Consider the following 18941-nt stretch of genomic DNA (forward strand, 5'->3'; position numbering starts at 1 on the left):
TGTTCTCTCCTCTGTATAGGATTCCACTGAATGGTATCATATTTTAGTAGGGTCTAATAGCACTTTCTGTGACGGGAGTGTGGAATCAAAAAAGGAGTCGAAGTCATGTATCTCTTTGTAAATGGATTTTTACTCGGATTGCTCGTCGTCCTCTCGATCATCGCAGCGGTCCGACCGGTCGACTTGACGATCGTCCCACGTAAGGAATTCTACCCCTCGATGGTCCAGTCGAGCGCCATCTTATGTCTGTTGCTCGTCGGTGGAACGCTGATTAGCGGCACACGGTTGCCGGAAATCGGCTTGACGTTTTTTGTCCCAAGTGGTCCGGTCTGGTACGCGACGATCGGACTGATCGTCTTGCTTTGCATCGTCTTGCTTTTGACAGCGACCGTTCCAGCGTTTCGTAAACGTTTGTTGCCGCTCTATCAAAGTGAGGCGGAGCGACTGATTCTGCCGCGAACGAAAGAGGAGCGAACCGGGTTCCAAATGGTCGCGCTGATGGCAGGAGTGACGGAAGAGTTGATCTATCGCGGTTTTCTATTCCATGCGCTCGGATTATTTTTACCATTTTCAGACATTAGCTTCGTCTGGATCGGTGCCATCCTGTTCGGGATTGCCCATCGCTATCAAGGGTGGTTCGCGATTCTCGTGACAGGACTGATCGGAGCGGGATTCGGCTACTTGTATCTAGCGCTCGAGACGCTCTGGCCGCTGATCATCATCCATGTCTTGATCGATCTCGTTGCCGTCTACGTTTACAAGGACGATGTTAATTCCTGACATCGTCAAAAAGCGTTGAATTTGGTAGACTGAATGTCAAGCGAAGTCATCGTTTAAATTGGTCAAGTTGACGGTTGCAGAACAGGTCAAATGACAGGTAGAATGAGAAGGTAAACGCTTACACATCAAAAGGAGATGGATGAAACCATGCGAACGATCACTTCCACTGGCGAGCGAAAGAAGACGAGTTGGACATTGAATATCGGCAATCAGCCACATTTGATGATGGATGGTGTGACAGAACAAACGCTTGATGCCGAACAACGTGTCATCTACGACGAATTTTTGATTCCGACGACGGACACTTTGATTCATCGGTTTAAAGCCCGCTTCCCGAACCATCTCTGCGAGAACGGGTATGATGTGTATGGTGCTGCCGCTTTTGACGAACAGGTCGTCGAACTGATCTCGAATTGGTTCATCGAGCTGGTCACCGTCTTAACAGCGATGCAGCGGACGAAGGGCATTCAGCATGTCCAGATTGAAGGCGGTGTCGCAAAACGGACCGACTTCTTACCGACCGTGCGTCGGACATGCCGGGCACTGGAGTCAACGATTGATATTTATTGAAACACCAGTCACGTGTTCAGAGGGGGCGTCCATCAGGGCGTCCTCTCTTTTTTGTTCATATCGAACCGTTTCACTAGAAAGCGTTTTCGAGTGAACAAAACGTCTCTTCTTTCATAAATTAAATAGCAAAAACGAAATCGAAATACTCGCAGAGTCGGACATTTTTGTCCGGCTCCTTTTCATTTTCTGGATGATAGCAGGAAAAAACAGGTTGACGCTAGACTGTATGGCATGTACCATACAGTTAACAGATGTACTATTGTCTTAATACAATGGTGATAATGAAGGAGGGAAAGTCTAGTGCTTGAAGTGAAGGGGCTACAAAAGCGATACGGACGAAAGAAGCACGTCTTACGTGACGTGACGTTCTCTGTCGGTTTAAACGAAGTGACATGTCTGATCGGCTTGAACGGGGAAGGGAAGTCAACGATTTTAAAAGCGATACTCGGTCTGATTCCGGTGGATGCCGGGACAGTGACGGTCAATGGCAAAACGTCGCGCGACCAGATCGCGTTCGTGCCTGATCTCCAGACGATGCCGAGCTACATGACGATCGGACAAGCGCTCGCGTATATGGCGGATCATTATCCAGATTGGAATCAAGAGACAGCGGAACGGTTGCTGCAGACGTTCCAGCTGTTTACGACGGATAAAATGGCGAACTTGTCAAAAGGGAACAAGGCGAAGTTCAATCTCGTCTTAGGATTCGCGCTTGATCGACCGTACATATTACTCGACGAACCGCTTGCAGGAATCGATCTCTTCATGAAAGAACAAATCGCTTGGATTTTCTCAAGTGAGTTCATGGAAGGACGGAGTATCCTGATGACGACTCACGAGATCGCCGAGGTCGAGCAGGTGATTGACCGAGTGTTGTTCTTGCGGGACGGGAAAATCGTCGAAGTCAAAGAGACGGATGAGCTGCGCGGCCGTCATCATCAATCGGTCCAGGACCGGATGCGGGAGGTATATCAAGGATGAAACGTTGGTTGTTATTAACGAATGAAGAACTGAAACGAAGTACGAAATTACTGGTTTTGTTGATTTCAGGATTGATTGTCGCAGAAATTGCGTCACTGCTCTATCAGATTTACGATTATCAGCACTCGGTTGAGGCAACGATGCGGATCGAACAGATATCAGAACTCGACGCCATCGAGCAGGGTGGTGGTCCGCTGTTATTTGCGCAAGCAACGAATTTTTACGATTCGATCATTGTATTAGCGATGGGGATGATTGTCCTGTTCGCGTTCTGGATTTGGTACCGCGACTGGATGGGCGAGACGAAGTACATCTACCGGCTACTATTGCTTCCTGGATCACGCCGGGCGATTGTTGCATCGAAGATGACGACACTCTTACTTGTCGTCGCTAGTCTGATCGGCATCCAGTGGGTCTTGTTGTTGCTTAGTCGCACTCTCTACTTATGGTTATTACCAGATGCTCAACAAGTCACAGCTAGCATCAACGAATACTCCTTCTACATGAAGTTGTTCTACACAATGTATCCGAGTGATATTTTATTCATCTTACTGATGACATTCATCGTCATCTCGTTCGTTTTCATGACAGTTTTACTTGAGCGATCGTTCCGAAAGAGCAAAGCGTTCTTCCTCGTCGGATTAACCGGGATTGCGCTGATTGCCGGGTGGATCGTGATAGGTGTGACGTTGTCAGCTATTTCGAACGATTTGAGTCAACTGCACATGCAATTTTATCTCGGGTACGTCGTGCTCTTGACGTTATATGTGTCGTACAAAAATCTGCGGTTAGTCCAGACGCGCCTATCCGTCTAAAGGAGAACTCTCATGAAACGATATCGTCAACTTTTGATCTATGGATTGATCATTCTCATGACAATTGGAAGCTACATCGGTTATACACTATCGATCCAAGGGGCGGACTTGTCGCTTGAGACCGTCAGTGGAAAGACTTCGCAAATCGAAAATTTTAATTTACGTCTTCAGACGAAAGGGATGCGCTCGACGATTTATGATGTCAACGCAAAGGGTGACATCGAAAAACAGTCAAACTCTTACGTCGGACAACTATTCCGTGAAGATAAAATGACGGATTTACCAGACAAATATTATGCATTCACGACGCAAATGGAAACAAATGTCAGTGGAGATGAACAATCGGAGTATGCGATTCAGATTAAACACAATAAATTACGATTTAAGATGTTTACGTTCAAGACGGAGGAGATGTTCGAGAAAACATTTCAGTATGATACAAAACTTGAGACAGGGATTGACTTACAAGCCAGTGTCATCGATAAGCAGGCGATGAAAGTTTACATCCAACTTGATCGGATCGATCAGCCCACGAAAACGAAACTTCTTGTGCTCGATTTATCAGGCGACCGAGTCGAAGAAATCGTTCTTCAAAAACCAGTAGCGCCTAAAAACGCGCGTCAATTTTTAGCAATTCATCAAAATGAGATCGTCTACACGGAACAACCATTTGATGGCGACGAAGAGAACACGAAACATTCTTATTTCCTTGATGATGGGAAAAGCGTTCGGTCCATCGAGGAGTTAGATCAGCAACAAATCGGTTATACGCCTTATGCAAATGGTCGTTACCTGATTGGACTCCGTCTGCCAGAAGGAGAGACGAAACGCATCGAATGGTCGACGTTCGACTTGGAAACAAAACGATTATCCGAGCATAGTGTAAGTAGTCCGCTTGTTTTGAAAAAGATTGATTGGTTGGATTCTACGGACGAGATGCAGCTTTATCTCTCATCCGAGACGAACGCTGGCTTCCAAGTGTCCGTGATTGATTTGAAGCATGAGCAATTGATATATCAGGGAGAAATCAAGGATGCGAATCGCAAAAAAGGAACGAATATCTACGATTTTTCAATTCAATGATCAACGAATACAAAAACGCTTCACACCGGAAAAGTTGTCCGGTGCGAAGCGTTATTTTTTCGTTTTGACTAGGAATCGATACGTGTTAAGGCGAAAGCATTAAGACGTGAAATTTTTCTCTGCCGCTTTACAGGCGCGCAACAAGGCATCCTTGAAGAAGCGATCTTCCTGCGAAGCAAGTTGTTGTGTCGCTTCTTCGTCACCACGCAGGGAGCGGGCGAGCATCTGGATGACCTTGACCCAGCGCCGGACGTGATCGAGTTGCGGGCGACCCATCGCGACGTAAACCGTGAACCAATCGTTCTGATCGCGACGGATCATCCGTTGGAACAGTGATTTTGCAAGATCGACTTCTTCGGTCGTCGGGAGCTCGTTCGTCTCGAAATAGCGACGTAACGCGGCGACGGCAGTCGCATACGCTGCCTTGACGTCTTCTGACGGCTGATGTTTGCCATAGTCGGATGTCGATAAATGAAGTAAGGCAGGTTTCTTCTCGACACCCGTGATCCAGGCGGAAATCGTCTTGTTGCCTTTATAGGCTTGACGGTTCGCGACCGGGAGTTTCGCCGTGACGTTACCGACTTTTCCGATTAAGGTCACTTTGTTGTTGCGGTCCTGGATTTCGGTCACTTTCATCTCGACTGTATCCCCCATTTCATGAGGAATGGCTTTCGGCTGGAGCTTTTCTCCTGCCGAGAGCGGCGAACGTTTGCGGATCATCCGCAGTGCCTCTTGTTCAATCCGGTCGTCAAGCGACCACAGATGTTCCGGTGGGACGTTGCGGAACCGGCGACGTCGGACCTTGATGTACTGGTCAAGCGCGTCAGCAGCTTGCTCCCGCGTCGATTCACCACGTGCGACGGGGCCGATGATGTCTCGAAGCGTAATGGATTCGAGACGTTCCATGATGCCTTCGAACGGGATGAGTTCCATTACGTAGAGACTACAGACGACGAGTTCGCATTCGCGAGGAGTGAGTGGGCGTTTGGCCATAAATTGACTTCCTTTCAGCTGGTTGATGTTTCTAGTATACCAAAAAAAAGCCATCGTCACGTAATCCCGTGACGATGGACTGAAAAAGCTTACAAGACGAATGCCGATTCCGAACTGTTTTGCAATTCGGCGGACGCGAGACGTGTGACACCGTTCATGAACGGGTCATGGGCGACAAATAAGTCACCGATTGCTTTGATCTCAGCCACGGTCGCATTCTCCTTCGCACCAGCGATGCGTAAGCGATACGGTTTTTTCGTCACCGTATCGAACGTCAGGACGATCGTATGTTCCATCAATGGTCACTCCTTTCATGAAATGTAGAGGGTGGGTTATGCCTTCAGTAAAGCGTAGTCACGGCTGATTTCCGTCAGCGCGTAGCGTCCGTCGAGTAAGCTGCCAATCGATTGCCCGATCGAAGCGACGACGTCTGCTGGAAGATTCGAACGTAAGCCGTTGTAGCGGCGGCGAGCGACGACGGCATCACCGTTTGCTGTCACCTTGTCTTTACGCTCGAAGACGATGACGAGACTCGTCTTGATTTCTTCTGCTTGTGTCATGTGTATCACCTCCTTCGCCCTTATTGACAGGGGAAGAGACCGGATTGTTCGAAAGGAATGAAAAAAACATGGTCTGGTTACGTTTTTTACGAAAAGTCTCGTTTCTACGGATGCGGACGCTCGGGTATGCGTCCTTAATTTTCGTCTTCGGTGTCGCGGGCATCATGTATGCGCTTGAGCCGGAGACGTTCGGGTCCTACTTCCGCGCTGTTTACTGGACGATGACGACCGTCGTCACGGTCGGATACGGGGACTTCTTCCCGAACTCGGATACCGGTCGGATTCTGACGATTTTCGTTTTCATCTTCGGGATCGGGATCGTCGGTGGATTGATCTCAAAACTGGTCGACGGTGTCCAGTTGATTCGTAATCAAAAGGAAAGAGGGTTGTTACAAGTGAAGGAAACAGGACATACGGTCGTCTTCGGTTACAGTCGGCGTTCGAAGCACGTCATCGAGTCATTGCTCGAACATACGGATGTCGTCCTCGTCGACGACCTAGAGCGGGAGCCATTCAGTCACCCCCGATTCCATTACGTCTGTGGTGATCCGGCGCTGACGTCGACGCTCGAGCGAGCTCACATCGAAAAGGCGGTCCGTGCGATCGTCCTCGCGGATCATTCGATTCCGCCGGTCCATGCTGACGGACGGACACTGTTGATCGCTTCAAGCATCGAACGGGCGAACCCGAACATCTACACGATCGTCGAGATGATGCTCGAAGAACACCTCGACAGCTTCGAACAGGTCAAGGTCGATGAGGTGTTGCTTGGTGACGAGACGATTGCCAGGATGGCGATCCTCGCGTCCCATCATCCTGGCGTGACGAAAGTCGTGACGAATTTGTTGACGAAAGACGGTGAAGGCATGTTCTCGATTCCGACGCGACCGGAATGGGCGACATACCGCGATGCGTTTCATGCCTTACTAGAAGAAGGGGTGACGATTCTGTCCGACGGGAAACGGCTTGATTTGAATCGGCGACTTGATGAAACGATTCCGAAAAACGGGACGTTGATCGTCCTTTGCTCAGAAGAGACGGCGAATCGAATTGGAGCGATTTAGGGAAGAAAGGATTTAACTAATCTTTTTTCGGGTATAGTAAACAAATTTACTAGACGGAGGAAAAGGATTATGACACAACCACAACCAGAATGGATTCAAGAATTATTCGAGACGGTCGATCAAGGAGAAATTAAAAACGCACCAAAATTACTCTATATGGCATTGACGCTTGAACCAAATTATTTTACAAAAGCAGTTAGCCGTTTTAATCAGCGATTGGAAGTCGAACCATTAACGGACGTTTCAGAATTGCTGACGGTCTATCGTCAATTCTTCCTTTCAGCTAATCCATCGGAAGAATACTGGTCGCTTGCCTGGAACGAACTCATCCAGACCCTACAACATATGATTGATCGACCAGAAGCACAGCAATTACTTAAAGAACATGTCGATTTACTCGACTGGTGGTCAAGTGAATCGTTGCTGTCGCTCCCGAGTTGGTTAACGATTCTCGACGTTGCAGAACGCATCGACGCGCTTGATCAATTTAGCAGTTATCTTCCAGATATCTTCGAGAGCTACGCGCTCGAGACAGCAAAAGATGAGCCGTTCGCTCGACTTGCCTGGTACGCGCTCGCGAGCAATCAACAAGCGTTGCTTGCCCCGTACAGAGATCGGATTGAAGCCGGTTCGTCGAAGGAAATTCAGTCTCTTCGTCAAGCGGATCTCCTCGATCAAATTGAAACGACACGGGTCGTTATGTTAAAGTCGAAAGATAACAAGCCGATTGAATTAACATTTGATCGAAAATGGACATTATAAATTATCGAAGAAAAAATGACACCTAGAAGCCGCACGAATCCAATCCAAGGGGTGTAGGGATGATTCACGTCAATTTACCGAGTGGTGACTATGTCGTGTTAGTAGAAATAAATCGTGAAGTGCTGCTGTGTCATTCGATTGAAGAAGCGGAACAAGCACAACGCGACCGGTATGAACTGGTCGGACGGATGAGCGAACGCTTGCCGGCAGAAGTGATTGGACCCTCGATTGCGGACTTCGTCCGCTTTTCGACTGGGTTCATCGGCGAAGAAGTAACGTGGCATGAAGAAGAGGAAGCGTTCTTTTGCCAACAGTTCGAGACGTTCGACGGGTCCCCGTTAGGTGAAGATCTGACAGGCATCGATGCAACGCGTTGGCGTGCGGTCCTTGCACGCTATTATGCTTACGTGACGATCGGAAAAATCATTCCTTTTGAAGTCAGCGAAGAACCGGACGGTACGGTTCCGCTTTAGTCCAGACGATTCTTCGGTCGGCGCGTAAACAGAGAAGGGCAGGGTTCCCATGAAAAAGCAACTTGCACTACTCACGCTAGCGACAATCGTCGCCATGCCAACGTCTGCCTTTGCGCAGTCTCAATACGTACAATACGACCCAACTTTTACAGAACAACAAAAACAAAACTGGTTGGCGAATCAGGGGCTAAGCGAGATTCGTGCCTTGAAACAAAAAGGATTCTCTCTCGTCGAGCCACTTGCACATCTCGAAGAAGAGGATATCGATGCCGACTTGATTCCGATCACGGACGTCAAGAAAGCGACGGATTCTGCCCAGTTCCAGCAAACGTATCTCGATCAGTCACGGATCCCTACTTACTGGAAGTACAGCCGTGGTAAATCGGATATTCGCGTTGCAATCATTGATGACGCGATCGATACGAAACACCGCGAGTTCAAGGACGTCATTTATAAAACGACGACGATCTCGGGCATCCGTAAACCGGACGATCACGGAACGCACGTCGCTGGGATCGTCGGGGCACGGGAAGACGGGAAAGGGATCGTTGGTGTCGCATCCGGTGTTAAATTGATCGGAGCCGACGTATTCGATGGTGACTTTGCTGCGTCGATTGATATCGGTGACGGTATTTTGTATGCGATCGAGCAGGGAGCAGACGTCATCAACCTGTCGCTTGGACAATATGAATTCGATCCCTACATGGAAGAAGCAATCAAAAAAGCAGAAGCGAAGAACATCCTTGTCGTTGGAGCAGCGGGGAATGATGGACGCAATAAAGTGCTCTTCCCAGGTTCGATGAGTCAAGTCGTCGCCGTTGGGGCTGTTGGCACACTCGGTCGAGCGTCGACGTTCTCGAATTACGGCAAAGGACTTAACATCATGGCACCGGGTGAAGGGATTTATTCAACGATCGTTGGGAATAAGTATGGTTACTTAGACGGGACATCGATGGCAACACCGGTCGTCAGCGGGGTATTGGCGCTTGCGAAATCAAAGAATCCATTCGTCACGAATGAAGCGATGCGCAGTAAACTGTATGCTGCTGCGACCAAAAAAACAGGAGATACAAGTTCACATTACGGAGTCGGTCGCTTGAATGCCGGAATGTTAGCGGCGCTTCCGGCGCCGATTTCTAAAGTGTCGCTCCCTTCAACAGTCAAACCGAATCAACTATTCGCGTTTTACTTTGACGAATATTCGAATGCGAAAACGACGACCCGTCTTTATAAAGATGGGAAAGTCATTAAAACGTTCACCCAGTCGAAATTAAAAAATGGGACGCACAAGTTCACGTTTCAATTGAAACAAAAAGGGTCCTATAAACTCGTATTCAAGACGAGTGGTGGACGCCATACGCGAACGGTCGAACGACTCCTGACCGTCAAATAAAAAAAGCGCCTCCCACCGAGTGGGAAACGCTGTACGAGACCTGAAGGTTACTTCGGGTCTTTTCCTTTTTTATAGACGGGCGTCGGAGGTGTTAATGCCTCTCCAGTCCACGTGATCATCGCTTCCATTTTGTATCCTGTGTCATCCTCATGGACGAACGACAGGCGACTGGAATCGATCAATTGGTATAAACCATAAGCGACCTGGTCGGCCCAAGAGCGTAACGTCATTGCTTCATCATACAACGGAATTTGCTCAGGGAAACGTTCATTCATAAGCAAGATATCGTGTTGATCGAAATGATAGCTACGTTTTGAGAGTGCATCGGGCGCCTTGACGTTGAACGGCTCGAACGCGTGGATGAGCTCTCCTTGACGATAGAAGGCGAAGATGCCGTTTCGCAGATGAAGTGCCTTGATCTCATCGATCTCGATCAGGAACGTCAACTTGCGAACCGTTCGCCGGTTCGTACCAGAGCGTCGTTTTTTCATACTGCATGCCCCCTTCTGAACTCTTGTACTATACCGTGAAATGAGGCAGGGACGCAACTTTTTCGTTTATAAAACGAGAATTGCCTCTTGCAGGAAAGCGGCATCTACGCTACACTCATAAGCAGTGACTATGTTGGTTCGGACAATCGCGGGGCATTTCGGTGCTTTGAGGAAAGTCCATGCTCGCACAGCCTGCGATGGCTGTAGTGATCGTGCTACACAAAAAGATAAGTGTAGGCAGCGTCAAGCTGACGGCAGAAGGAACGCCTAAGTCTTCGGATAGGGCCGAAACTTCTTGAAGGTGCCACAGTGACGGAGCTTCATGGGAAACCATGAAGGTGGAACGAGGTAAACCCCACGAGCGAGAAACCCAAATTTGGTAGGGGAATTTCCGGAGCGGAACTGAACGCGAAGGAGAGCGTATGCAAATACGGAGATAGATGATTGTCGCCTGCGTGTGAGGGTCAAACCGTTTGAAACACTAAGGAACAGAACATGGCTTACAGGACCACATAGGCTGTTATTTTTAAGTTGAACGAGAGTCCAGGTCCACCCTGGGCTCTTTTTTTATTGCAATGAAACGATTCAGTGGAAGAAACAATAAAGGAGTGAACGCGATATGGCAAAACGCTTAGTCATCGCGACAGCGGCGATGGGAATCGAAGCGCTCGTCGCAAAAGAAGTCCGTGCGTTAGGATACGAATGTACGGTCGAGGACGGAAAGGTCTACATCGATTGTGAGATGGAGGACATTCCCCGTTTGAACATGTGGCTTCGGACAGCGGACCGGATCAAACTCGTCGTTGCTGAGTTCCGCGCGACGACATTCGAAAAATTGTTCGATCAAGTCAAGGCACTGCCGTGGCACGAATTGATGCCGTGGGATGCGAACTTCATCGTCAACGGTCGTTCGGTCAAGTCGAAGCTGTTCTCGATCCGTGACTGTCAGAAGATCACCGAGAAAGCAATCGTCTCGCACATGCAAGAACAGTACAACAAAGGAACGGAATGGTTGCCGAAGACAGGCGCAAGCTATCCGATTGAAGTTGCGTTGTTAAAAGATATCGCAACATTAACGATCGATACGTCAGGCGACGCATTACACAAACGCGGCTACCGTGAGTTCCACTCAGCAGCCCCACTCAAAGAAACGATGGCAGCAGCGATGCTGATGCTGACGAACTGGAAGCCGGATATGCCGCTCTACGACGTCTTCACCGGTTCAGGTACACTGGCGATCGAAGCAGCGATGATTGGGCGTAATATCGCACCAGGCATCAACCGCGAGTTCGTCTCACAGGAATGGAAATGCATTCCGAAGAAGGCATGGTTCGATGCGATCAACGAAGCGAACGAAAAAGCAGAGTGGGACAAACCGTTGAAGATCTACGCAAGCGATGTCGATCCAGAGATGGTCAAGCTCGCGAAAACGAACGCAGAACTCGCAGACGTCCGCGATGCGATCAACGTCATGCAACGCGACGCAGCAGACTTCAAACCAAAGGAAGACTTCGGTGTCATCATCGGGAACCCGCCTTACGGGGAGCGTTTGGAGGACGCACGTGAAGTCCATCAGCTCTACCGTAAGATTGGAACGGCGTACAAAGAATTCCCATACTACAGTGTCTATATGATCACGTCGTATGTTGAGTTCGAAAAAGCGTACGGTCGTCCAGCGACGAAGCGCCGGAAGCTCTATAACGGGAACATCGAAGTTCAGTTCTACCAATACTATGGTTTGCGTCGAAAACGTCCGCAGGCTTAAGCCATTTCTAGCACCTATAAAAATCTCATTGCACAGTTGATGTGAAAATCGGGATTTTTCTCACGAACCGCTCTGTTGAGCGGTTTTTTATTTTGAATTTCTACTTTCTTTTATGACTAAGGTACAAAGTTCCTGAATAAACATTTCATCTGACCTGTTTTCTTAGTTCTTTAAAACTATTTCGATAAATAAGTAGGGAAATTAGACTAGTCTATCGAAAGTTATCCTTAGAAAAAATCTAAGAGGATTAACTTCTTTAATGAAGACTTTGAAGTGGAGGGAACATGTTGGATAATTTTTTAATGATATCGTCAACGATTTCAGCTCCAATCGAGACCGTATGGCGTCTGTGGACAGAACCGCAGCACATGATGCAATGGTATCGATCGTCGAATGGCTGGTACACGACACATGTCGAGAACGAATTAATGGAACAGGGACATTTTAAAAGTCGAATGCAACGCGAAGGAAGTCCGACATATGTCGAATATTTGGGTACGTATCAGGAGGTCTCACCCTTAGAGCATTTGCGCTATCAATTAGAAGATGGACGACTTGTCGAAGTCATGTTCATTCCGTTGCGCCATCGAACGAAAGTGATTGAAATTTTTGAAGACGATCAAGTGAATGATCCGGATGCACAACGTGCTTCATGGCAAAGTATTCTGGATCGTTTTACGACTTATGTCGAAGCAGGTAACTATACTCTTGTTGATCAGTTAAATCCATAACACTCTAAAAAAAGAGAAATGTATCGTTTTGCATATTAAATCCCTTCTTACATGGACTTTAGTCTAAGAAGGGATTTTTTGTGAGTAAGGTATAGAAAGTAATGCTATTTAGTTTATAAAAAGATAAAAAATAAAAATATAAATTTTTTAATAATTGTTAAATGATGTTATTTAAAGTATAATATAAACATTTTATTTAGGGGAATGGTATGATGGAAAAAAGGAGGTCAAATTATGCTTAGAAAAGTATTGCTCGTGTTTTTAACAATGTGCTCCGCAGTGGCATTATTATTCATCGCATCAAAAAATGCAGTAGGAGATCACGTCATTTCGTTAGAGGAGCCGGTAGCCTTTCGTATTTCGGTGATCATGACCATCGTATTGTTCTTACCACCGCTCATTTTATCGTTCTTTAACCATCCACTAATCAATATCATCAATGTAGTCTATCAATCCTTTATTGTTCTGACATTTATCGGATTAATGCCAATTGGCTTCATGATACAAAATGGAATGACGACAACATTATTTTCGTTCATTGGAACGACTTTAAGTGTTTTCAGCATCTGGAGTATTTATAAATACCGCTCACCACGCACTTGAATATACGCGTCTTAATTAAAGTAAATGAATGATACCAAAAATGTATGAGTGAAGTAGCATGAGGCATACATAATCTTGAAAAGCGTTCAAAACGAACGGTATTACACAACGAATTATCTTTGGGGGAAATGAAAGATGTGGATCATACTGGGTTTACTGGCGATTGGATTTACGGCACTGAATATCATCTTTTATTTGATTGATAAGGATTATCGTTTCCTGATGGTGCTTGGACTGAGTTTTACGGCACTGACGCTGTGCGCGGAATACCGACTCGTCGCGGAATTCGTGGCTCGAGAAGATTGGGCAGCGTTACAAGACGTCGTACCGGGCATGGAGCGGGCACTGTGGGTGTTGACGTTCATCTCAATCGGATTAAACGTATTGCCGCTACTGTTAGACTATCGAAAGAATCGATCGCGTTGACGAACCGAAGAGGAGCTGAATCATGGTGAGCTATACATTTTCACCGCTGACACAACGACAGGCGGAACAAATTGCCTACGAGTGGCAATATGACGGGACGTTTGCATTTTATGATATGCCGAACGACGAAGAAGATTTAGCAGAATTTCTCAATCCAGCAAAGCGGACGGAACATTATTTTGCTGTGTTAGATCGGGAAGAATTGATTGGCTATTATGTATTTGAACCAAACGCAGACGTCGTTGACGTCGGTCTTGGCATGCGACCAGATTTGACGGGCCGAGGAAATGGAGTGGTATTTTTAGAGGCCGGTCTTGCGTTCATCATGGACCGGTATGCACCTAAACAAATTGAATTAGCTGTCGCGACATTCAACGAACGGGCGATTCGCTTGTATACGAAAAGTGGCTTCCTTCCCGTCGAACGCTTCCAACAGGCGACGAATGGTGGAAGTTATGAATTTTTGAAGATGCGTTTATCGATAGGAGTGATGTCATGACAATCGAACAACGATTATTCGAGGCGGCGACGGAATTGATCAATAGCAGATATCCAAATGGATGGGGTGGGGCAGCAGCGATGGCGACCGATGACGGTCAAGTTTTGACGAGTGTGGCGCCAGAAGTAGTGAACGCTTCGACCGAGTTATGCATAGAAACCGGAGCGATTCTTGAGGCGCACAAACTCAATTGCCGCATCACGCATACGATGTGTGTCGTTCGGGATGATGAACAAGCACCATTTAAAATCTTGACGCCGTGTGGAGTCTGTCAGGAACGATTGAATTATTTTGGACCGGATGTTCTAGCGGCAGTGACGAACACTGAGCAAACCATTCTGTTTAAATCACTTCAACAGCTTCAACCTTATCACTGGTCTAATGCGTATCCATCTGAAAGGTAATTGTAAGAGGGACAGCTAAATTGAGGAGGAGATGATGTCATGGCACGCTGTACGAATTGTCAGTATAAGTCCAACAAAAAAGAACTACTCGCTGTCAGTGTTGCAATACACGGGAAAGGCAAACCATGTCCGAACTGTGGCGTGAAACAATACATGTCCCGGAAGTCACAATTTTATCTATCACTCGGGAATATTAGTCTCTTGTTCGTCCTGTTCTTGCCATTTCTGATTCGGTTGAGTGACCGGGAAGAATCGATGAGGTAAGATGTCGGTTACCTTCGATTTCATGAAACTTTTCCTGAATCCACCAGTAGATAAGGAAGAAGGAGATGATCAGATGGTACGTTGTACGAATTGCCAATATAAGTTCAAAACGAAAGAAGTGCTCGCTGTCGGATTTGCGAAACATGGCAAAGCGTGTCCGAACTGCGGTGTGAAGCAATACATTTCAAAAGACTCGCAACATTACTTATCGCTCGGATACGTCAGTCTCTTGTTCGTTTTGATCCTACCGTTCGTCATCAAACTGAGCGACAAAGAAGAGACGATTTGGTAAAGCATTACGCGCATGCCTGAAAACGACAGGGTGCGCGTTTTGTCTTATACTCGGGGCAAAGGAGCTGGGAAACATGCAAACCGTATACGATGCAACCGTACAAAACGCAGCGGGCGAGACTGTTTCATTAGGTGACTATGCAGGGCGTGTCCTCGTGATCGTCAACACGGCAAGCAAATGTGGGCTCGTCAAACAACTTGGCGAACTACAGGCATTGTACGATAAATATGACGAGCAAGGAGTCACGGTGCTTGGCTTTCCGTGCGATCAATTCAATCAGCAGGAGTTCGCGAGTCAGGAAGAGACGATGCAGTTCTGTCAGCTGAACTATGGCGTGACGTTTCCGATATTTCAGAAGATCGACGTCAATGGACCAAATGAGCATCCGCTTTATACATTCCTAAAACGCGAACGCTCCGGTCTGCTGTCGTCGAAGATTAAATGGAACTATACGAAGTTTTTAATCGATCGCCAAGGTCGTGTCGTACAGCGGTTCAGTCCGGTCGATTCCGTCCAGTCAGTTGAAAGAACGCTATCTTTGTATTTATAAACCAAATAACCGTCCGGTGTGAATCGTCGGACGGTTACGAATGAATGTGAGAGGTACATATGAAAATCAATTCTATCTCAATCAGAAAGATGCAACATACTGATTATGAAATCATGTCTCAATGGTTAAGTACAAAAGAAGTGTTAGAGTTCTATGGAGATATGAACGCACCATTTACGTTGCAACAAGTGATAGATAAATACGAACCGAGAGTAAATGGAGAGATACCTGTCGCTCCATACATCGTAGAGTTAGAGGATGAACCTATTGGATTCATGCAACGTTATTTGATAACGGACGAACAAAAAGAGGTATTTGGATATCCTGCGAATTTTATCATAATTGGAATTGACCAGTTTATTGGTTATCCTGAACTTTTTAATAAGGGTATTGGAACGAAAATGATAAAGTTATTCGTTGAAGATATCGCTCGAGATAAGGAAGTAAATCGAATTATTCTAGATCCTGACGTATCAAATCTTAGAGCAATTAAAGCCTATGAAAAATGTGGGTTTCAGAAAGTTAAAAAAATCAATGAAGATACGTGCTGGATGATGGAGTATACGATTGATCATCCATAATCTGCTCCTATGAATGTTCATAGAAAAGATCCACGAAACGAATATCCGTTTCGTGGATCTTTTGCGTATGAAAATGGTTCAGGTCATTCAACGCTAAACGAATCAAATGAATAGGTGACGATCGCATCACTGCGCTTATGTCCGAGATCGGTCAGAACCGGTGGACGGGGAGACAAGACATGAAAATCTTGCTCGAACGCCCGGAGCCAGTAATGAACCCAGTCTTTTGTAGGATCGAGATTCATCATTTCACGTGCGAACGTCAGTAGCTTTGAATCTGTCAGCGTCAGAAGTGGAATCGGGTTGATCTCAACATCTTCTTTTAGTTCGTAGAGGTCCGGTGAACGAAGCAGAATCGCATCCGCTTCGAAGGTCAATCGGAAGTAATTACAGCTGTAGTCGCCGACGATGACCATCGTCTCCTCCGTATGCCCGCGAAAATGAAAGATCAATCGGTTACCAGTTGCGACATCCATCAAGAACTGATTGAGTCCGATGTGATAATCTTCGCGAAATTGTAGTTTCTCAAGCGTGATTTCTTGCATGATTTAGCCTCCAGTCCGAGTTTGTCGTTCTTCTGTCAAAACGGTTTGGCGCGCTGCTAGGCGAGACGAACCGATCAATAAGGCGATTCCGAGTAACAATAACGAGATTCCGAACCAGGCCGTACCATTTAACTGTTCACCGAGGACGAACACACCAAGCAAGGCGGCAGTCAGCGGCTCACCGAGCGAGAGCGTGACGGCAGTCGACGATGGTACGTTCGATAGTCCTTTCGCGAATAACCAGTAAGCGATTCCGGTCGCAACGACGCCGAGATGGAGGCTGATTCCGGCACCACGTGACGTGAACAACCAGGAGAGATCGAATAAGAAGAGCAGAGGTGACAACAGTAAGGCGCTCGTCGTAAAAATGACGGCAACGACTGACAGCGGTGCGTGTGTCTTGACGAGGTCTCGACTGACGAACGTATACCCGGCAAACGATAGTCCGGCACCGAGTGCAAGGACGATCCCGATTGGATCAATCGCAACTGTTCCTTGATTGTTCAAAAGCAACAGACAACCGGTGATCGATAGTCCGGTCGATGCCCACCACAGCAACGCTGGACGTTTCTTTAGGAACAGCCACTCGATACACCCGGAAAAGATCGGCGCGCTACCGATTGCGACGACGGTACCTACGGCGACACCGGTCATCAATACAGCGGAGAAGAACAGTGGCTGGTAAGCCGCCATGCTGACGGCAGCAAGTAAAATCGTCCGCACCGGCCAGTCGCGTAACGTCAGCGTTCCTTTGAAGAGAACGAGACAGAGTAAGAACAGTCCACCGACAGCCAGACGAACGGCACCAATTGCAATCGGGTGTGCATCTTCTGGCGCAAAGGCTTGTGAGGTCCCCGTCGTGCCCCAAAAGATCGCAGCGAGTAATATGAGCAACATCGATGATGATTTAGACATGAGTCACCTCTTCGAATGCAATTTTTTAAAATGATATTAGAACGAGAATACCACAGAACGCGTAGGATGGAATAAACCAAATAATTGAAAAAATGGTATGGTGTATAGGGTGAAGTCGTATCATTCACGAATACGAAAATGAAAAGGATGGGACCCATGAAAGAAATGAACCAAATCGAAGCGGTACTTGACGTCTTATCACAAAAAATCAGTCACGGGTCGACCTTCATTCAGCGGCGATACGATACAGGAGTCGCTCAATTCAATTTAAATGATCCGGTGACGGAACAGGCGATTCAGTCATTTGAAAAACAGTTCAAACTAACGTTACCAAGTGAATATAAGACATTCCTTCGTTTACATGACGGAGCGGAGTTGTTCATGATCCAAGGTCTTGGTATCGAACTCTATCCACTTGAAAAAGTCATTGAAATGACAATCCAGGCTAAAGAGGACGACCTGATCCATGAAGACTATGATCACTTCTTGATGATTGGCGAAATGAACGAAGGATATGTATTGATCCAGACGGAAGATGCAAAGACGGATGAGACACCGTATATGCACTGGATGTTTCATGAGTTATCGACAGAGGAGACTGACCCGATTGGACAGAACTTCGGCACGTTCCTCGAGTATGCGATTATTGCGCAAGGCGATATGTTCTGGGAGTTCAAGGACTTCTCGATTGCAACAGATGCTTATTATGTAGAGAATCACAATTCTGAAGAGGAAGTGAACAAACCACGACCGATTCGCTTCGTCGACTCGGTTCGCGTTGAAATCGAGTATCCGATTGCGAAAAGGGATGCGTATTTCTCGGTTAAGATTTTCGAAGGGAAACAAGAAAAAGAACGTCTTGGCAGTAGCTACGACTCGGATTCGCGCTTTGAACAAGTGATGCAATCGGTTCGAGAATATCTAATGGCAGAGCGATTCCAGTATTCGTCGATCATGGTTTTTCAAACGGAACATCGGTTTTGGCAGAACGAGGACGAGACAGGTGATCCGTTGATTCGTAACCATAATCCGCAACGTCAAGGACTGAGCTTCGATGGATATCGTGCCTTCGTTGAAGAGCAACCACGACCACTTCCAGGGTGGGAATGATACAATCACTGTTTGAATTCGATGATTTTCACCATCGAAACTCAAAATAAAGTTTTATCTTGTATCCCCTCATCTTTCAAAAAAGAATTGACAATGAACTGGATGAATCTGTATGCTAATCAAAATTACATAATCAAGGCAATGACGAGAAGAGTAGGAAGAAATTGACGGTGCCAAGCGAGTCCGAGATGGTGAGAGCGGATGACCGGGTTTCTCTCTGAAAAAAGCCTCCGAGCTTCGTACGGATTCCGATATGGATGATGCTACGATGGGTTCTCCCATTATCGAGAG

General features: G+C 46.9%; 26 protein-coding genes and 1 other RNA gene. 21 read left to right on the forward strand and 6 right to left on the reverse strand.

The window, feature by feature from the left end; all coding sequences use genetic code 11:
• The first annotated feature begins 105 nt into the window (after positions 1–105).
• The 5 genes from ASF99_RS05190 (at position 106) to ASF99_RS05210 (ending at position 4229) form a co-directional block, all read left to right on the forward strand.
• Entirely contained in the window at positions 106–780 is a 675-nt protein-coding gene (locus ASF99_RS05190) for a CPBP family intramembrane glutamic endopeptidase (protein ID WP_055967402.1), read from the forward strand.
• A gap of 147 nt (positions 781–927) precedes the next feature.
• Positions 928–1350: a hypothetical protein gene (locus ASF99_RS05195; RefSeq protein ID WP_055967405.1), complete on the forward strand. Its 423-nt coding sequence runs from the start codon at positions 928–930 to the stop codon at positions 1348–1350.
• Between the two features lie 300 nt (positions 1351–1650).
• Positions 1651–2331, forward strand: coding sequence for an ABC transporter ATP-binding protein (locus ASF99_RS05200; RefSeq protein ID WP_050677058.1), 681 nt, complete (start codon positions 1651–1653; stop codon positions 2329–2331).
• The gene (locus ASF99_RS05205) at positions 2328–3146 is read left to right on the forward strand and encodes a hypothetical protein (protein WP_023467915.1); all 819 of its coding nucleotides are present in this window, start codon (positions 2328–2330) and stop codon (positions 3144–3146) included. Before ASF99_RS05200 ends, ASF99_RS05205 begins: the two co-directional genes overlap by 4 nt.
• A 12-nt stretch (positions 3147–3158) precedes the next feature.
• A complete protein-coding gene (locus tag ASF99_RS05210; protein WP_055967408.1) occupies positions 3159–4229 on the forward strand; it encodes a hypothetical protein in 1071 nt (356 codons plus the stop codon).
• A gap of 99 nt (positions 4230–4328) precedes the next feature.
• Here ASF99_RS05210 and ASF99_RS05215 read toward each other — a convergent pair whose 3' ends face one another.
• The 3 genes from ASF99_RS05215 to ASF99_RS05225 form a co-directional block, all read right to left on the reverse strand.
• Positions 4329–5222, reverse strand: coding sequence for a hypothetical protein (locus tag ASF99_RS05215; protein ID WP_023467917.1), 894 nt, complete (start codon positions 5220–5222; stop codon positions 4329–4331).
• Between the two features lie 89 nt (positions 5223–5311).
• Entirely contained in the window at positions 5312–5518 is a 207-nt protein-coding gene (locus ASF99_RS05220; RefSeq protein ID WP_029341392.1) for a DUF2922 family protein, read from the reverse strand.
• Between the two features lie 36 nt (positions 5519–5554).
• Positions 5555–5782 (reverse strand): DUF1659 domain-containing protein, encoded by a 228-nt coding sequence (locus ASF99_RS05225; RefSeq protein ID WP_023467919.1) that lies wholly within the window; start codon positions 5780–5782, stop codon positions 5555–5557.
• Between the two features lie 68 nt (positions 5783–5850).
• Between ASF99_RS05225 and ASF99_RS05230 the strand changes: the two genes are divergently transcribed.
• The 4 genes from ASF99_RS05230 (at position 5851) to ASF99_RS05245 (ending at position 9474) form a co-directional block, all read left to right on the forward strand.
• Complete coding sequence (locus tag ASF99_RS05230; RefSeq protein ID WP_235147642.1) at positions 5851–6846, forward strand: potassium channel family protein; 996 nt, start codon at positions 5851–5853, stop codon at positions 6844–6846.
• 69 nt (positions 6847–6915) lie between these two features.
• Positions 6916–7608: a hypothetical protein gene (locus ASF99_RS05235; protein WP_055967411.1), complete on the forward strand. Its 693-nt coding sequence runs from the start codon at positions 6916–6918 to the stop codon at positions 7606–7608.
• Positions 7609–7667: 59 nt separating this feature from the next.
• Positions 7668–8081 carry a hypothetical protein gene (locus ASF99_RS05240; RefSeq protein WP_023467922.1) on the forward strand — a complete coding sequence of 138 codons (414 nt, stop codon included), beginning with the start codon at positions 7668–7670 and terminating at the stop codon, positions 8079–8081.
• A 49-nt stretch (positions 8082–8130) separates the two neighbouring features.
• Positions 8131–9474, forward strand: coding sequence for a S8 family peptidase (locus tag ASF99_RS05245; RefSeq protein WP_035397930.1), 1344 nt, complete (start codon positions 8131–8133; stop codon positions 9472–9474).
• Positions 9475–9521: 47 nt separating this feature from the next.
• On the opposite strand, the gene ASF99_RS05250 is transcribed toward ASF99_RS05245, so the two are convergent.
• The gene (locus tag ASF99_RS05250) at positions 9522–9965 is read right to left on the reverse strand and encodes a hypothetical protein (protein ID WP_029341396.1); all 444 of its coding nucleotides are present in this window, start codon (positions 9963–9965) and stop codon (positions 9522–9524) included.
• A gap of 134 nt (positions 9966–10099) precedes the next feature.
• Between ASF99_RS05250 and rnpB the strand changes: the two genes are divergently transcribed.
• From rnpB to ASF99_RS05300, 11 genes are all read left to right on the forward strand, one after another.
• An RNA gene (gene rnpB, locus ASF99_RS17055) (RNase P RNA component class B) lies at positions 10100–10473 on the forward strand.
• Between the two features lie 111 nt (positions 10474–10584).
• Positions 10585–11730, forward strand: coding sequence for a THUMP domain-containing class I SAM-dependent RNA methyltransferase (locus tag ASF99_RS05255; protein ID WP_029341397.1), 1146 nt, complete (start codon positions 10585–10587; stop codon positions 11728–11730).
• A 284-nt stretch (positions 11731–12014) separates the two neighbouring features.
• On the forward strand, positions 12015–12461 hold the full coding sequence (locus ASF99_RS05260; RefSeq protein WP_023467987.1) for an SRPBCC domain-containing protein: 447 nt from the start codon (positions 12015–12017) through the stop codon (positions 12459–12461).
• Between the two features lie 234 nt (positions 12462–12695).
• On the forward strand, positions 12696–13064 hold the full coding sequence (locus ASF99_RS05265; RefSeq protein WP_055967413.1) for a hypothetical protein: 369 nt from the start codon (positions 12696–12698) through the stop codon (positions 13062–13064).
• A 135-nt stretch (positions 13065–13199) separates the two neighbouring features.
• Positions 13200–13490: a hypothetical protein gene (locus ASF99_RS05270; protein ID WP_055967416.1), complete on the forward strand. Its 291-nt coding sequence runs from the start codon at positions 13200–13202 to the stop codon at positions 13488–13490.
• 22 nt (positions 13491–13512) lie between these two features.
• Positions 13513–13989, forward strand: coding sequence for a GNAT family N-acetyltransferase (locus ASF99_RS05275; RefSeq protein WP_326937796.1), 477 nt, complete (start codon positions 13513–13515; stop codon positions 13987–13989).
• On the forward strand, positions 13986–14393 hold the full coding sequence (locus tag ASF99_RS05280; RefSeq protein ID WP_055967419.1) for a cytidine deaminase: 408 nt from the start codon (positions 13986–13988) through the stop codon (positions 14391–14393). Before ASF99_RS05275 ends, ASF99_RS05280 begins: the two co-directional genes overlap by 4 nt.
• A gap of 39 nt (positions 14394–14432) precedes the next feature.
• Positions 14433–14657 (forward strand): hypothetical protein, encoded by a 225-nt coding sequence (locus ASF99_RS17340; RefSeq protein WP_055967422.1) that lies wholly within the window; start codon positions 14433–14435, stop codon positions 14655–14657.
• Positions 14658–14730: 73 nt separating this feature from the next.
• Positions 14731–14949 carry a hypothetical protein gene (locus tag ASF99_RS05290; protein WP_029341406.1) on the forward strand — a complete coding sequence of 73 codons (219 nt, stop codon included), beginning with the start codon at positions 14731–14733 and terminating at the stop codon, positions 14947–14949.
• A 73-nt stretch (positions 14950–15022) separates the two neighbouring features.
• Entirely contained in the window at positions 15023–15499 is a 477-nt protein-coding gene (locus ASF99_RS05295) for a glutathione peroxidase (protein ID WP_035397916.1), read from the forward strand.
• 59 nt (positions 15500–15558) lie between these two features.
• Entirely contained in the window at positions 15559–16080 is a 522-nt protein-coding gene (locus ASF99_RS05300) for a GNAT family N-acetyltransferase (protein ID WP_055967425.1), read from the forward strand.
• 83 nt (positions 16081–16163) lie between these two features.
• Here the strand turns inward: ASF99_RS05300 and ASF99_RS05305 are convergent, their stop codons facing one another.
• Together ASF99_RS05305 and ASF99_RS05310 are read right to left on the reverse strand one after the other, a co-directional pair.
• Positions 16164–16625, reverse strand: a complete 462-nt coding sequence (locus tag ASF99_RS05305) for a hypothetical protein (RefSeq protein ID WP_055967428.1) — start codon at positions 16623–16625, stop codon at positions 16164–16166.
• 3 nt (positions 16626–16628) lie between these two features.
• Positions 16629–17540: an EamA family transporter gene (locus ASF99_RS05310; protein WP_055967431.1), complete on the reverse strand. Its 912-nt coding sequence runs from the start codon at positions 17538–17540 to the stop codon at positions 16629–16631.
• 156 nt (positions 17541–17696) lie between these two features.
• Between ASF99_RS05310 and ASF99_RS05315 the strand changes: the two genes are divergently transcribed.
• On the forward strand, positions 17697–18650 hold the full coding sequence (locus ASF99_RS05315) for an SMI1/KNR4 family protein (RefSeq protein WP_023467996.1): 954 nt from the start codon (positions 17697–17699) through the stop codon (positions 18648–18650).
• Positions 18651–18941 lie beyond the last annotated feature (291 nt).

This window comes from Exiguobacterium sp. Leaf187 (genome assembly GCF_001423925.1).
GTDB classification, from domain to species: domain Bacteria; phylum Bacillota; class Bacilli; order Exiguobacteriales; family Exiguobacteriaceae; genus Exiguobacterium_A; species Exiguobacterium_A indicum.

What these genes read in the sequence shown, in the direction of transcription:
- ASF99_RS05190 (WP_055967402.1), top strand. Translation starts at nt 106, where the DNA reads ATGTATCTCTTTGTAAATGGATTTTTACTCGGATTGCTCGTCGTCCTC.
- ASF99_RS05195 (WP_055967405.1), top strand. Translation starts at nt 928, where the DNA reads ATGCGAACGATCACTTCCACTGGCGAGCGAAAGAAGACGAGTTGGACA.
- ASF99_RS05205 (WP_023467915.1), top strand. Translation starts at nt 2,328, where the DNA reads ATGAAACGTTGGTTGTTATTAACGAATGAAGAACTGAAACGAAGTACG.
- ASF99_RS05210 (WP_055967408.1), top strand. Translation starts at nt 3,159, where the DNA reads ATGAAACGATATCGTCAACTTTTGATCTATGGATTGATCATTCTCATG.
- ASF99_RS05215 (WP_023467917.1), bottom strand. Translation starts at nt 5,222, where the DNA reads ATGGCCAAACGCCCACTCACTCCTCGCGAATGCGAACTCGTCGTCTGT.
- ASF99_RS05220 (WP_029341392.1), bottom strand. Translation starts at nt 5,518, where the DNA reads ATGGAACATACGATCGTCCTGACGTTCGATACGGTGACGAAAAAACCG.
- ASF99_RS05225 (WP_023467919.1), bottom strand. Translation starts at nt 5,782, where the DNA reads ATGACACAAGCAGAAGAAATCAAGACGAGTCTCGTCATCGTCTTCGAG.
- ASF99_RS05230 (WP_235147642.1), top strand. Translation starts at nt 5,851, where the DNA reads ATGGTCTGGTTACGTTTTTTACGAAAAGTCTCGTTTCTACGGATGCGG.
- ASF99_RS05235 (WP_055967411.1), top strand. Translation starts at nt 6,916, where the DNA reads ATGACACAACCACAACCAGAATGGATTCAAGAATTATTCGAGACGGTC.
- ASF99_RS05240 (WP_023467922.1), top strand. Translation starts at nt 7,668, where the DNA reads ATGATTCACGTCAATTTACCGAGTGGTGACTATGTCGTGTTAGTAGAA.
- ASF99_RS05245 (WP_035397930.1), top strand. Translation starts at nt 8,131, where the DNA reads ATGAAAAAGCAACTTGCACTACTCACGCTAGCGACAATCGTCGCCATG.
- ASF99_RS05250 (WP_029341396.1), bottom strand. Translation starts at nt 9,965, where the DNA reads ATGAAAAAACGACGCTCTGGTACGAACCGGCGAACGGTTCGCAAGTTG.
- ASF99_RS05255 (WP_029341397.1), top strand. Translation starts at nt 10,585, where the DNA reads ATGGCAAAACGCTTAGTCATCGCGACAGCGGCGATGGGAATCGAAGCG.
- ASF99_RS05260 (WP_023467987.1), top strand. Translation starts at nt 12,015, where the DNA reads ATGTTGGATAATTTTTTAATGATATCGTCAACGATTTCAGCTCCAATC.
- ASF99_RS05265 (WP_055967413.1), top strand. Translation starts at nt 12,696, where the DNA reads ATGCTTAGAAAAGTATTGCTCGTGTTTTTAACAATGTGCTCCGCAGTG.
- ASF99_RS05270 (WP_055967416.1), top strand. Translation starts at nt 13,200, where the DNA reads ATGTGGATCATACTGGGTTTACTGGCGATTGGATTTACGGCACTGAAT.
- ASF99_RS05275 (WP_326937796.1), top strand. Translation starts at nt 13,513, where the DNA reads ATGGTGAGCTATACATTTTCACCGCTGACACAACGACAGGCGGAACAA.
- ASF99_RS05280 (WP_055967419.1), top strand. Translation starts at nt 13,986, where the DNA reads ATGACAATCGAACAACGATTATTCGAGGCGGCGACGGAATTGATCAAT.
- ASF99_RS17340 (WP_055967422.1), top strand. Translation starts at nt 14,433, where the DNA reads ATGGCACGCTGTACGAATTGTCAGTATAAGTCCAACAAAAAAGAACTA.
- ASF99_RS05290 (WP_029341406.1), top strand. Translation starts at nt 14,731, where the DNA reads ATGGTACGTTGTACGAATTGCCAATATAAGTTCAAAACGAAAGAAGTG.
- ASF99_RS05295 (WP_035397916.1), top strand. Translation starts at nt 15,023, where the DNA reads ATGCAAACCGTATACGATGCAACCGTACAAAACGCAGCGGGCGAGACT.
- ASF99_RS05300 (WP_055967425.1), top strand. Translation starts at nt 15,559, where the DNA reads ATGAAAATCAATTCTATCTCAATCAGAAAGATGCAACATACTGATTAT.
- ASF99_RS05305 (WP_055967428.1), bottom strand. Translation starts at nt 16,625, where the DNA reads ATGCAAGAAATCACGCTTGAGAAACTACAATTTCGCGAAGATTATCAC.
- ASF99_RS05310 (WP_055967431.1), bottom strand. Translation starts at nt 17,540, where the DNA reads ATGTCTAAATCATCATCGATGTTGCTCATATTACTCGCTGCGATCTTT.
- ASF99_RS05315 (WP_023467996.1), top strand. Translation starts at nt 17,697, where the DNA reads ATGAAAGAAATGAACCAAATCGAAGCGGTACTTGACGTCTTATCACAA.